13 protein-coding genes and 1 pseudogene are annotated in these 13,566 nt (G+C 41.8%); 7 read left to right on the top strand and 7 right to left on the bottom strand.

The features are described 5' to 3' along the window. Positions 1–10: 10 nt before the first annotated feature. A complete protein-coding gene (locus PNUC_RS03025) occupies positions 11–523 on the bottom strand; it encodes a hypothetical protein (RefSeq protein ID WP_048812064.1) in 513 nt (170 codons plus the stop codon). A gap of 128 nt (positions 524–651) precedes the next feature. Between PNUC_RS03025 and PNUC_RS03020 the strand changes: the two genes are divergently transcribed. Further along, positions 652–1,488, top strand: coding sequence for a hypothetical protein (locus tag PNUC_RS03020; RefSeq protein ID WP_011902422.1), 837 nt, complete (start codon positions 652–654; stop codon positions 1,486–1,488). 19 nt (positions 1,489–1,507) lie between these two features. Continuing rightward, positions 1,508–3,145, top strand: a complete 1,638-nt coding sequence (locus PNUC_RS03015) for an amidohydrolase (RefSeq protein WP_011902421.1) — start codon at positions 1,508–1,510, stop codon at positions 3,143–3,145. An 80-nt stretch (positions 3,146–3,225) separates the two neighbouring features. Here the strand turns inward: PNUC_RS03015 and PNUC_RS11085 are convergent. The 5 genes and pseudogenes from PNUC_RS11085 to PNUC_RS02995 all read right to left on the bottom strand — a co-directional run. Next, positions 3,226–3,363, bottom strand: a pseudogene (locus PNUC_RS11085) (2-hydroxy-3-oxopropionate reductase); the annotation flags it as partial. After that, positions 3,364–4,107, bottom strand: a complete 744-nt coding sequence (locus PNUC_RS03010; RefSeq protein WP_071461584.1) for a bestrophin-like domain — start codon at positions 4,105–4,107, stop codon at positions 3,364–3,366. It abuts the pseudogene before it with no gap. A 391-nt stretch (positions 4,108–4,498) separates the two neighbouring features. Further along, positions 4,499–5,593 carry a linear amide C-N hydrolase gene (locus PNUC_RS03005; protein ID WP_011902419.1) on the bottom strand — a complete coding sequence of 365 codons (1,095 nt, stop codon included), beginning with the start codon at positions 5,591–5,593 and terminating at the stop codon, positions 4,499–4,501. Between the two features lie 35 nt (positions 5,594–5,628). Continuing rightward, positions 5,629–6,285: a linear amide C-N hydrolase gene (locus PNUC_RS03000; protein ID WP_080512730.1), complete on the bottom strand. Its 657-nt coding sequence runs from the start codon at positions 6,283–6,285 to the stop codon at positions 5,629–5,631. 444 nt (positions 6,286–6,729) lie between these two features. Next, positions 6,730–7,413: a MarC family protein gene (locus tag PNUC_RS02995; RefSeq protein WP_011902418.1), complete on the bottom strand. Its 684-nt coding sequence runs from the start codon at positions 7,411–7,413 to the stop codon at positions 6,730–6,732. A 425-nt stretch (positions 7,414–7,838) separates the two neighbouring features. Here PNUC_RS02995 and PNUC_RS02990 point away from each other — a divergent pair, with 425 nt between their 5' ends. Both PNUC_RS02990 and PNUC_RS02985 read left to right on the top strand, forming a co-directional pair. Then, positions 7,839–8,471: a class I SAM-dependent methyltransferase gene (locus PNUC_RS02990; protein ID WP_011902417.1), complete on the top strand. Its 633-nt coding sequence runs from the start codon at positions 7,839–7,841 to the stop codon at positions 8,469–8,471. Positions 8,472–8,612: 141 nt separating this feature from the next. Continuing rightward, positions 8,613–9,485 carry an MBL fold metallo-hydrolase gene (locus tag PNUC_RS02985; RefSeq protein WP_011902416.1) on the top strand — a complete coding sequence of 291 codons (873 nt, stop codon included), beginning with the start codon at positions 8,613–8,615 and terminating at the stop codon, positions 9,483–9,485. A 14-nt stretch (positions 9,486–9,499) separates the two neighbouring features. On the opposite strand, the gene PNUC_RS02980 is transcribed toward PNUC_RS02985, so the two are convergent. Further along, positions 9,500–10,396 (bottom strand): cation diffusion facilitator family transporter, encoded by an 897-nt coding sequence (locus tag PNUC_RS02980; protein ID WP_011902415.1) that lies wholly within the window; start codon positions 10,394–10,396, stop codon positions 9,500–9,502. Between the two features lie 303 nt (positions 10,397–10,699). Here PNUC_RS02980 and PNUC_RS02975 point away from each other — a divergent pair, with 303 nt between their 5' ends. The 3 genes from PNUC_RS02975 (at position 10,700) to PNUC_RS02965 (ending at position 13,553) form a co-directional block, all read left to right on the top strand. Beyond that, positions 10,700–11,701: a GNAT family N-acetyltransferase gene (locus tag PNUC_RS02975; RefSeq protein WP_011902414.1), complete on the top strand. Its 1,002-nt coding sequence runs from the start codon at positions 10,700–10,702 to the stop codon at positions 11,699–11,701. Positions 11,702–11,787: 86 nt separating this feature from the next. Continuing rightward, complete coding sequence (locus PNUC_RS02970) at positions 11,788–13,194, top strand: DUF2252 domain-containing protein (RefSeq protein WP_011902413.1); 1,407 nt, start codon at positions 11,788–11,790, stop codon at positions 13,192–13,194. 8 nt (positions 13,195–13,202) lie between these two features. Further along, positions 13,203–13,553 (top strand): DUF3147 family protein, encoded by a 351-nt coding sequence (locus PNUC_RS02965; protein ID WP_011902412.1) that lies wholly within the window; start codon positions 13,203–13,205, stop codon positions 13,551–13,553. Positions 13,554–13,566 lie beyond the last annotated feature (13 nt).

Here is a 13,566-nt window from a genome sequence, read left to right as displayed (position 1 = left end):
CAGTTGAACCCTAGCTTCTTTTGGCTAATAAATATGATTCCAAACCTTCATTGCCGGCAAGATGCAAAATAAAACGATAGGCAATATAGGGCAAGATAATCAGCCAATATAGACACGTGAGCGCCAAAATATGAGCGATGTCCCCATCACAAAAATTTCGCATGGATTCAACAAATCCTTGATGCTTAAAAAAGCCCTCTGTTCCTGCAGCAGAATAACGCAGCATTAGAGCAACAATGGACGCAAGGGTTGTGCGAACTAAAATTGCTAAATAAATAGTGTATTTCACATTAGGGTTGAATATCACTCCAACAGGAACGATCATTTCTGCGGTGAGCATAATTTTAGACATCACCAAGGCCTGAATCACGGCAAACCCATAGGACTCAATTCCTTTTTCTGGCATATGAACAGCAGCTTGATTGTAAAAAGTAATCGCACAAAACCAGAGTGAGAGGTAGATAGCTACTATTGGCAGCTCCTTTAACATTTCCTTCATGTGCCCTAAAAAGGTAAATTTCATATCAGGTCCGTTCAAAATAGGGAATTGCAGAGCTAAATCTACTGCAAACGATTTTCTAAATATTACCTTATTATTAAAATCATCCTAATTCTTGAAGCCTGCGAAGCCATACCTTAAACATCATACAGATGCATCAATTCAAAGCACTACTGACTATCCTGATATTGTGTAACTTCAAACTTGTGCTCGCTCAAGATACAAATTCATTCTTTGAAGCACTCACTCCAGGAGAGGAAAGACTTATTTCTAGTGAGCGGCAATTACAAGCTCAAGATAATGTTGCCTCCGTTCCAATTTATTTCAACTTTGATCAAAAGGTAGGTTTGGGACATCAAGGCTCAACTCAATACACCCAAATAGAGCCCTGGCTTCCTTATCGCATTAATTCAGACTACAGTTATGTAGTACATCCTCAGATCACTTATCAGTCGTTCAACAATTTCGATGGGTACTCTAGCTCAGGTTTTAAACCAGTCATCATAGAAAGTTTTTTTACCGAATCCAACGAGTCTCGACTAAGAAACTCATTTGGTATTGGCCCAATGGTGCAAATCGGCACCAATATGCCCGCCATGTATGGAAGTTCACAAAATGCCGCGGGATACAGCATGGGCGCCATTCATCGAAGTGAGGATTGGATCATGGGTGCTTATGCATATCAATCCTTTGGCCTTGGAGCAATGCCGCTAAATGGTCCTAGCGCCAATAATGTCTCATTTGAACCTTTTATCACCTACATCACCAAAAGATATGGGAACATTACACTTGATTGTGAATCGATCACAAATATTGATACTGGCGCCCACTCCTATCCCATCAATTTAATGGGTAGCAAACTCATTGAAGTGGGTGATCTGCCCCTACTATTTACAATCGGTGCTCGTTATTACACTGTCAACACCAACCAAGGTGGCGCACAAGGCTGGGGCGGTCGCATCGGAATTACCTATGCTTTTTCACACTAACACTCATTAAAGCAAGCTCATGACATCAAATCAAACTCTCTACTTCAACGGCAATATTTTAACTATGGCCGGTGATCAGCCTGAATATGTGGAAGCAGTATTGGTGACGGACGGGAAAATCACCTTCACTGGCAACAAAAAACAAGCTAGCACTTTGGCCGGTCAAGACGCCAAGCTACATGACTTGCAAGGACATACCTTAACCCCAGGATTTATTGATACCTGGGGCCACTTTGGCTTATTTGCTCAACAAACATTGAGCTTGAATGTCGGGTACTTTGCAGATAATCCACCACGCAGCAGATCAGAGTTAATTACACAGTTGAAACAATCTGGCAAGCTCCTCAACGGATGGCTGATCGCTGCCGAGTATATGGATGGACTAATGAAAGATGGGCCACTAACTATGGCAGATTTAGATACAGCCTTTCCGGATACGCCGGTGCTGGTACAAAATATTTCAACCTTAGCAGGTTTATTTAATACAGCAGGCCTCAAAAAACTTGGCATTACTGCAGATGCCAAAGTTGAATCCGGCACGATCGTAGTTGACCCCAATACCCATCAAATGACGGGCATCATTATCGGGCTACCTTATCTCAAGGCAGTTGCAGAAGCCTATGGAAAGTTTTCCCAAGACCTCACTTTTAAGACTTATCAAAGTGCAGAGAAAATTTATGCTTCCTATGGCACCACTACTGCTCAGCATTACCAAGCAAGCCCTGATGATATTCAATTGATGCGTCTAGCTGCTGATAGCGGTGCGGTTTCGATCGATTTAGTGGCTCTTCCAATGAGTGATACGGTCGATGCTTTACTAAAAGATAATCCTGATTTCTCCTTTGGAGTCTATAGCAAAGGTGATCATGGCTTTAAGGTGGCAGGTATGTTGATGTCCACAGACGGAGGGCCACAACTCAAACTTGCTTATCTTTCAGAGCCCTACAGCAACACTACCGGCTTCCCAGATGACTGGCGGGGCATGGCTTACTATACCCAAGAGCAGGTTGATCACTACACCAAACTTGCTTACGAAAAAAATATCCCTTACTTTTGCTATAGCAATGGTGATGCCGGAATTGATATGGCCTTAGCTGCTATTAAAAAGGCGATTGCTGAAACCGGGATAACCGAAGATCGTCGTACGACTATCTCCCATTCTTTTTTTGCGAGAGAAGATCAATTGAATGACTACAAAACCAATCACATTATTGCAATCACCTTATCTAATCATATGTGGCTATATGGGGATATTTACTTAGATATTGTTGGTCAAGAACGTGCCGATAATTTTTGTCCTATGGTCACAGCACACAACAAAGGGATAGTAGTCGGCATCCATAATGATGTCCCCTCTTCTGGTCCGGATTGCCTGTTTACTATTTGGAGCGCAGTCAATCGCAAAACAATGTCCGGAAAAACATTGGGCGCAAAGGAAAAAATGAATCCCTACCTAGCATTACAGGCATTTACCAGTAATGCGGCCTATGTATACCGCGAGGAGAATACGAAGGGCAAGATCATGCCTGGCATGCTGGCTGACTTAGTAGAGTTGGATCAGAATCCTTTAACAGTTGACCCTGATACAATCAAAGATATCAAAGTGGTCAACACCATAAAAAATGGCAAAGTGATTTATTCAAGATCCGCCAACTAATCAAATGGCCAAATAAAAAACCCCATCATTTCTGATGAGGTTTTTAAATGTAATGCACTTCTTAAATAGAAAGAATTACTTTAAGTAGTCTTCTGACCAACTTCGAAATTTGCAAGCTTTTCCAGAGCCTTGACCATTGCAGAGTGATCCCAAGCCTTACCACTATAAGCCAAACAGGAATTAAATAATTCTTGAGCATTAGCAGTGTTGGGATGCGACTATTCGATTCTGGTCTTAATTGAAGCGAGAATTTTAATTAAAGCAGATGGGGCAATCGCATTCTGCCCCTTAAATGGCTGATCAGTTATAACAAGTAATGAAATTAACCCGCCATATGCAATTGAGAGAATGGAGAGCCCAAAAATGTAATGGCCTGTTCGAAGAAACATAGCATTAAGACAAATAAGTGCACCAAGACATATAAAAATTACCACCCAAAATAATGTCGGCAAACACTTATCTGATTTATCAATACGAGTTTCTCTACTTTCAGCAACCTCTTCAGACTTCTTGATAATGTCCGAGTAAAGCGCTACTTGTTTGGGAGTTGTTGGGTCTAATTTAAAAATGTTTTGAGATATATTGCGCCACAACATATGGGTTTCTTTGCTGCCATTTTCTTCAGCAAGTTTTGGCCACTCAATGAAAATGATTGACTCAATGTATGCCCTTAATTGAATGCGGGCCTCTAGCGCCTTTTCGCTTCCAAACCTTAACAGAAGTCGATCTAAATTATTGATTCTCGCTGCTTCTGTAGAGACAATTCCCTCGACCTCGCGAAAATTGGTTTGCGCCTGATTTAACAAAAAGCCAATCAATAAACCAAGGCTTGAGGCTATGGGGCCAAATAAGGAGAGGCCTGATTTTGTACTCTCATCATTGGGCGATAAAAATGGGAGCAATTGAAGCAGGATGGGGAAACCGTCCATTGCTGCAGTAATCAAAACAATAAAAAACAGCATTATTGTCAGATTGGAAAATCGATAGATAAAGCTCGTCATAAAAACCCAAATTGAAATGTTTGCAGTGAATAATACTAGCTGTTCCTAGTAATTGTGCTCATTACGAACTAAATCTGGCGCCGAAAGCGCCCAATAAGAGACCTAATACCGACGGATTAATCATCTGTTGGCCGAATGCTCGAATCTCGTCCTACCCACCAGTAATGCAAAAGCCATCTTCGAGTGGCTTCTTCCTTTCATATACTTTCAGTTTTGGCAACCTAGCGTCGCACTAATGATTCGTGAGTCTTTAAAAGAACCTTATCGTCCCCTCGCGGATTCCCAAATAAAAACCACCCGAAGGTGGTTTAAGGCACTAGACAAAACGCTTTTTCGTTAAAGCTTACAAATATTAATTTAGAAACAAATGGGTTCCATCACCACCGTCTAACTCATCAATGCTATCCAATGTGATTACCTTTAACTGTTTTAAAGAAGCTAGTTTAGGTATGTCAAACTTAGTAAAGTTCATGGCATTAATTGTGCGGATATACCATTGATTTTGCGCCAGATCATTAACAAAAGAAATCAGAGTGACCTCCGAGGATGCTTGAGTTTTATCTGTGGCGTTATTTTCGACATTTGCAGTGGATGGGTCAGGCAGGTCAATCGAAATATTACGAGGCCTATCAAAATTATTCACCACATGGGCAAGCGTTAAAACGGCTTCTTTAGGGGTGCTCGCTTTTTTGGCGTAATTAGAATAGAAGGCGGCCTTTACAAATCGACCAACAGAAGTTTGATCAGACGGAAGATTGGCCAATGCATTTCCGCTATCAACAGGACTCACTTTTAATTTATTGAACTTGCTACTATTGGTATCCACATTAGTTAACTGAGCATAGTTATTTAAATTCACCAAATGCCAAGGAAACTCTGGGCCATTGGTCATTACACCCACTGGATTGTCATAAACCTGGACTTGACCATTAGTAAACTCAATCACGATCGCACCACCAGTTTTATCAAAGAGGGCGTAATGCACTGGGGAAGGCAGATTTCCAAAGGCTGCTAATGCTGGCACCCAAATATCAACTTCCTTATTGGCCAGGGCTTGTTTCACTTGTGCCACATTCTGAAAGTTACCTAGCGCCCAATGACCTAGATCAGTACTAACCAATACCTTGTCGTCTGAGGAGCTCACTTCTATTGATGTGGTACCAAATAGATTGTTACCCGTAAAGCATAGACCCTGATCATTCGAGCCTTCCAGCACGCTTTCTTGCTTCGGCTTAACGTTCAGAGGCAACATTCCAGCAAGGGTCACAGCCAAAAATGCATATTTGGTATTGAAAGTCTTGCCTGGCTTACCTGCTTGTGTCATGGACTCTATGCTTGAGCCTGCAGGATAGTAAGTGACTGATTCTGCAAAAAAGATGGGGTCCTCAATCGATCTAGCTTGATACGTCACACCATTGGCATCTTGATACATAAATACTGTACACATAATATTTTCTTTTTTATAGTTAAGGGAGGTGCCTATTAATGGAGAAACAAATGAGTTCCATCACCACCATCTAGCGCATTAATACTATCTAACTGAACTACTTTTGTTTTACCCAAAGCAGCGAGCTTACTAATGTCAAACATGGTGTAGTTCATGGCATTAATAGTACGAATGTAGAAATGATTTTGAGCTAAATCATGCAAAAAGGTAATGAGAGTCACCTCAGAAGATGAACTGTCTACACCTGGCTTGGGTGTATCTGCTATATCAACTGAGAAGTTGGTAAAGCGGTCAAAATTGTTCATGACATGCGACAAAGTCAGAATGGCCTCTTTAGGTGAACTGGTCTGCTTAGCATAATTAGAGCAAAAAGCCGCTTTTACAAATCGACCAACTGAGGTTTGGCTTGAAGGAAGCGCATTTAGCGCACTACCACCGTGATACTCGCTTACCTTCAAATTATTGTATTGCCCGTTACCATGATCCACATTAGTTAACTGAGCATAGTTATTCATATTCTTTACGTGCCAAGTATATTCAGGGTCATTAGTTAATACACCCACCGCATTGTCATGAATCAGAACTTGGCCATCAAGAAGTTCAATAACAAGACCAGCTCCAGATTTATCATAAATTGCATAATGTGCAGGTGCTGGTACATTATCAAAAATTGGTACGGGTGGCGCCCAAATAGCAACCTCCTTGCTCTCAAGAGCCTGTTTTACTTGGGCTACATTTTAAAAATTACCGAGCACCCAGTGACCCAAATCATTGACAGACAATACTTTGGAATCTTCCACGGAAGTTTCAGCAGATGATGAATTCATCAATACGTTGGCGGTAAAAGACATGCCTTGATCACTGTGACCTTGCAAGACCAATTCTTGCTTGGAATTCGGAATTAAGTTTTTAACGGTGATCGCTAAAAACGCATATCGGGTATTAAACGTAACTCCCAGCTTACCTGCTGGTGTTTGGGACTCTATCAGAGAACCCTTTGGAAGTAGGTTAATGATTCCACAAATAATTCTTGCTGTTCATGGGTCCTACCGGTATAGGCATTTCCATTTGCATCTTTATAAATTAAAGCTGTACACATAATATTTTTCTTTTTTATTAGTTATGGGAAGTGTCAATTAATGGACAGGCAGTAATTTAATTAGTTCTAGATAGCCATTGATACCACCCAAGAAAATCTGCACCCCAATTGCCAACAAGATAAAGGCAAAAAGACGCATTAATACATTGGTTCCATTGACCCCAAAGATTCGTTGAATGCCGGAAGACTCGCGGTAGATAAAATAAATCGTAAGTGACAATGCAAAAAGTGCTGCCACAGTTCCTATCACAGCAGGAAGTTCATTGGCAATACTAAAGCTGCTGCTCTCTTGATATGCGGCTACTAAAGCAATTGCAGTTGCAATTGAGCCGGGCCCAACTGTTAGGGGCATCGTGAGCGGGAAAAAAGCGCTCCCGTCAGACGTTTCATCTGTAATTCCTGTAGATTCGTTAGCACCCTTATCAGATGCACTTTTCTGATTCAGAAGATTCCATCCCATCGCAATAACTACCGCTCCCCCAGCTAGCTTCAGTGCCGGTAGAGATATTCCAAAAAACAATAGCAGTTGAGGGCCAATCAACATGGAAGCTAACAGCATAAAAAAGCAATTAACGCTCACACTTCTCGCTAATTTATTTCGAACGCCCTCAGAGCATCCTTGAACCATATTCAGAAAAATTGGCCCGTCCCCCAAAGGATTGATTACCGGAAAAAGTGCAGCAAAAACCGTGACAAAGCTTGCAAGGGCAATTGATAACATGTATATCCTTTGAAATTGAGTATGGATGACTACAGACAAATCATTACCTGCAAATAATAGCAATTATTCTAGTGGGTTAATCGCTTTAATAGGATGTACCCCAATTACAGTCAAAAGATGAGGGTTAATCGTCTCTTTATGGGCTTGATTTCAACCCGCCGATGAACACACTACAAACTAATCATTGCGACTAAGACTAATCAACTGTGATTGCGACTAATATTTGGAGTGGTTTTTTATTACCCTCCAAATATCCGCAATTCGCCGACAGCAGTTATTTAGGTACGCTAGACTGACTGCGCATAGGTAGCGAGCTCGAACCTGACCGAGCCTACCGGTAATATAAAAGCCACCTTTGGGTGATCTTGTCCTATGCCTTTAATTGAAGGAAGTTAACCTCCCACTAAAATTAGGTAAGATGAATTATGTCTACCCCACTAAATCATTTGGATAAATCTAGACTGATTTCCCAAAAAAATATTGCTCACTATGACCAGAACGCCGTCTCTTATGATGAAGGTACACAAGGTCATGACGTCAGTCAAAATATCAATGCTCTATTACGAGCCATCAAAACCGAGCCTCCATTTACTATTCTTGACTTTGGATGCGGTCCGGGTAGAGACCTGCAGACTTTTAGTAAGCTTGGTCATATTGCTACAGGTCTTGAAGGTAGCCAACAAGCAGCTCAAATAGCCAGAACTAAAAGTGGTTGCAATGTACTGGTGCAAGATTTTTTTAACTTAGATTTGCCAGAAGGCTACTGTGATGGCATTTTTGCTAATGCCTCTCTATTTCATATTCCCAATAATATTTTGCCCAAAGTACTAGGTAATTTATGGGCTTGCTTAAAACCCAATGGCATTCTTTTTAGCTCAAATCCTCGCGGCAATAATGAAGAAAGTTGGTACGGAGATCGCTTTGGGTCATATCACAATCTAGAGGGCTGGAGATCTTTTATGACAAATGCAAACTTCACCGAAGTAGAGCATTACTATAGGCCAAGTGGGCTGCCATTTGAACAACAGCACTGGCTAGCAAGCGTCTGGAGAAAGTAATGTCTACCTCTAGAGAGCATCCATAAGACTATTGGAATGGCGTCATTACCCCAATAGAGGGCTTCACTCTCTGAGGTAATCGATTCTTATGGGGTGGCCACTATTATTGGCTTTCGGGGCTTATTGATCCTACAATGAACCATGGAAAGTTATAGCGCCCCGGTTGTAAAAACCTTCTTTGATGCGTCTACCTGGACTTTTACTCATGTCGTTTATGAAAAGCCAGGCAGTGAATGCGCAATCATTGATTCCGTCCTTAATTATGACCCCAAGTCAGGACGGACAAGTACTGAATCCGCTGATGAGGTCATTGAATTTATCAAACAACAAAAGCTAAGAGTAGTTTGGATTCTAGAAACCCATGCTCATGCAGATCACCTTACGGCAGCCACTTACCTAAAAAAGCACCTCGGTGGCAAGTTGGCAATTGGTGAACATATCAAAGAAGTACAAGCTACTTTCAAAAACATTTTTAATTTAGAAGACTCGTTCGAAACCAATGGATCTCAATTTGATTATTTAATTACAGAAAATGAAGAGCTGCCTTTGGGTAATCTGAAGATTAAAGCTCTGTTTACACCAGGGCATACTGCAGCCTGCATGGCTTATGTAGTTGGCGACGCTATCTTTGTAGGGGACACTATGTTTATGCCTGATGTTGGGACGGCTAGATGTGATTTTCCTGGTGGCAATGCAAATGTTTTATACCAATCAGTTAAGAGTATCTTAAGTTTTCCCAATGAAACTAGGCTGTATATGTGTCATGACTACCCGCCAAATGAGCGAGAGGTAGCCTATATTACAACAGTCCTCGATGAACGTAAGCACAACATTCATATAAATGATGGTATTTCGGAGAAAGACTTCATATCTATGAGGGCGGCAAGAGATGCCACACTAGATATGCCAGCATTAATTTTACCGGCAGTACAGATTAATATTCGCGCTGGAGAATTCCCGCCCAAAGAGACGAATGACGTTTCTTATCTAAAAATTCCGCTCAATTTATTATGAATCTCAAACAGCGATCAAACAGGGTCTATGTGCGTCATCACATTGAGAACCGGTAACTCCTTCTTGATTTGATTACCAGCTCTTAGGGCAATATCATGCCCTACCTGAACAGTAGCATTTGCGTCCACATCAATATGAACATCTACCAAGATCATGTCGCCCATCTTACGGGTCCTGAGATCATGAAAACCCCGAACGCCCTCAGTAGACTTAATAATTTCCTCTATATGACGGTGCTCTTCTTCTGAAACCGCCCTATCCATCAAGTCATGAAGCGCATCCCAGCCAAACTTCCAACCCATTTTTGCGACCATTAAGCCAACTACTAGAGCGCCGATAGCATCAAAAATGGGGTGACCAAGCAAGGCACCAACAATACCGATAGAAACGACTAGTGAAGAAGCTGCATCGGAACGTGCATGCCATGCATTGGCTACTAGCATTGAAGAGCGAACTCGCTTAGCAACTGCCAACATATATCTAAAGAGTATTTCCTTGGCAACTAAAGAAGCTAGCGCTACATACAAGGCCAGGATTTGAATTTGCCCAACCTGAATGGGATTAACAATCTTTTCTCCGGCCTTAAACAGCATCCCGACTCCAACTGCCAATAAAGAAATTCCTAAAAATAGAGAGGCAGCAGTTTCATACCGTTGATGGCCGTAGCGGTGATCTTCGTCCGCATCCTTGGCACTATGGTGATTGGCAAAGAGCACAACAAAATCGGCAACTAGGTCTGTCGCAGAGTGAATACCGTCTGCAATCAAACCCTGAGAGCCAGACACAATACCTGCAAATACTTGAGAAACGGTTAGGCCGATATTAACAACGACGCTAACTAATGTGCTTTTTTTGGCGGCCGCTTGCTTAGCGGGGGTTTGTGGTTCGTGGTCTTCTATTTCTTTATCCATAAACCTATATTAGCAAATCAGCAAGGCAGTCATTAGGACTCACTTGCTGAGCCATACATATACTCTTACTCAGCCGACTTAAGGATGACTGTATCGTGCTGCTCTTTATTCATTTTTTTGAGGGCGGCAGTCCTGATAAGCCCAACCCCCAAGAGTACAACTCTATTATTGATGAAGCAAAGACATTTTTTGGTATTCATTAGCCCTTAATCGAAAAAGGCTCCCTCAGGTGGCAATGCGCCCTGCTCGAGCCATAATGATTTCTTAAGGAACTCTTTTCTTTTATCTTTACACTACTTAAGAATGATGAATCAAGAAAATCAATTTCAGTTTAATTACTTACAAATAGAAGATATTCCAAAGCTGATAGAGTGTGTCCGCCGCTGCTATGGGGAAAGCTACCCTTTTAAGCAGATATATAGCCCAAGCGCTTTAGAGGAATTGGTTCTAAATCAATTAATGCACTCTGTCGTTTGTAAAGATGCCAATCAAAATGTTCTAGGGCATGGCGCACTGACATTTTCTGGTGAAGAGAATTCATCACCAGAACTTGGCAAATTATTTGTAGATCCTGACCATCGAGGTCATCATATTGCAGATTTGCTTGCCTCTGAATTAGTTAATCTTTCAAGTAACTTAAGCCTTCCTGGCTTTTGGTCTGAGTGCGTAACCAATCATCCCTACAGTCAAGATGTTGTGATTGCTGCTGGTGGTGTAGAAGTTGGACTTTTGCTAGGCGATTTACCAGCCACTTTAAAAATGCAGGGTGAGAATAACTTTAGTGACTCACGAATGTCCTTGCTCACCTACTATGTACCATCCGCTAATGCTAAACCCTCAAATATATTTATCCCAGAATCTCAGGCAAATCATATAAAATCCTTGGCAAGTCACGCCAATCAAGCTCGCCACATTTCTACAGAATTATTTTCAGGTAGCGGCCAGACAAAACTCTCCAGCAATATCGATCTAGCCACTCTGGATGCATGTATTCAAATCACTAGCATTGGAAGTGACTTTTCATCCATGATTCAATCGGAGATTGATACATTAGAAAAGCAACAGCTTGCTTCAATTTATATTGATCTTCCTATTGGCGATAAGGCTGCAGCTACGGCTTATTTGACTCTAGAGAAACTGGGGTTTTTCTTTGGTTCATGGCTACCCCATTTTTGGAAAAACCAGGACGTTCTCAGAATGCAAAAAATATATACTCAGATCAATGAGTCTGAAATTATTTGCGCACGAGGTCAAGGTGCGAGAATGAAGGACTATGTCATTACAGAGATGAAGCGGGTGTCATAGCCCAAATCCTGTCACCCCCATCAGCAATACAACAGCCATCTCCGAATGGCTTTTTCTTTTGCCGCCTCTCATGGCATCATAGAGACATGCCTAGCGAACTATATAAATCATTTCTGAAAAGAAACCCAAGCCCCCAACAGCGCTTTGAATCGGGTAAATCCGTACGAAAAAAAGTACCTAGATCCTCAATTGGGCAATATACAGTCGAGGCCAATCGTCAGTCCCCCATTGATATCTTGCTTTCCCAAGCAAAAACACGCATTCCAGAGTACGTACCCATCCGTCATGCCCGAATGGCTGTAGATCCATTTGCCTTCTTTCGAGGAGGTGCTGCAATTATGGCTAAAGACTTGGCTACTACGCCAAGCCCACCAATTACAGTTCAATTATGCGGTGATATGCATGTCAGTAATTTTGGCTTCTTTTCTACGACCGAACATCAATTGGTTTTTGGAATCAATGATTTTGATGAGACCCTTCCAGGTAACTTTGACTGGGATTTAAAACGTCTGACCGCAAGCGCGATGATTGCTAGTCAACAATTAGGTCAAGACAAAGCTTATGGAGAGATGATTGTTCGCAATATAGCGCAGGCTTATCGACTCTATCTGCATCGATACTCAGCTTTACCCTTCATTGATCTTAAGCGCACTTATATAGATGAACAGGCTTTGACAAATAGAGCAAAAAATTATGCAAATGAACCAAGTCAAAAATATTTAAAGAAGTTGCTTGATAAAGCACGCAAAAATAATAGCTTAGGCCTGATAGGTAAACTTACTGAAACCACTCCGGATGGTATTCGCTTAATTGATAACCCTCCCTTCATAGAGCACCTAGATCTTTCGGTACATGGTAACGATATATCGATACTCAATGATGAAGGTATGAATAGCTATATTCAGTCCTTACCTGCAGATCGCAAGCATTTGTTATTGAACTATAAGTGGATTGATTGGGCCCGTAAGGTAGTTGGGGTCGGTAGCGTTGGAACCTCATGCTGGGTAATGTATTTTGAAGGTCGGGATATTAATGATCCCCTCTTTTTGCAATCCAAACAGGCCCAAGAGTCCGTGCTAGCATCTTTCTTTCCAAAAACTCAGTTCGGCTCCGAAGGAGAGAGGGTAGTTCATGGTCAATGTCTCATCCAAGGGGCTCCTGATTTGTTTCTAGGCTATGGAAAATCAAGCGAGCTTGATTTTTATATCCGCCAATTGCGGGATATGAAGGGCGGCATTTCGATTGGGGGTGATGGCATCAATAAAAAAGTATTTCCGGACTTTGCAAAACTATTTGGCTGGGCTTTAGCAAATGCACACTCTCGTTCAGGAGATCCCGCTGTACTCGCGGGATATTGCGGTAAAGGTGAAGCAATGGATGATGCGCTCGTCAGTTTCGCTACCATTTACGCCAAGCAAAATGAAACGGACTACGATATGTTTATGAAGGCCATTAAATCAGGCCAGGTGAGTTGCGCTAAAAAAGGATTTTAAGAGTCCCTATGGCTTGGATCATCACCAAATACCTATTAACAGCAGCAATGGTGGTATTCATTTCTGAGGTTGCCAAAAGAAGCGATAGGCTTGGCGGCTTTATTGCAGCATTACCCCTGATGACGCTTTTAACCCTTATTTGGCTTTATGTAGAAAACCAACCAGAAGAAAAGATAGCAAATCACGCCTATTACACCTTTTGGTACGTGATCCCTACATTGCCTATGTTCTTGTTATTTCCATACCTGCTACCAAGAATTGGATTCTGGCTAACTGTGGGTGCAAGCATTGTTGTCACGATTGCCTGTTTTGGGCTATTCGCCCTACTCATGAAACACTTTGGTGTTGAGTTGTTGTAATTAAATAGCCACC

The sequence above is a fragment of the Polynucleobacter asymbioticus QLW-P1DMWA-1 genome (genome assembly GCF_000016345.1).
Classification (GTDB): Bacteria; Pseudomonadota; Gammaproteobacteria; order Burkholderiales; family Burkholderiaceae; genus Polynucleobacter; species Polynucleobacter asymbioticus.
Note: the sequence above shows the minus strand (reverse complement) of the source record. Positions and strands in the feature narration are given on the sequence as shown.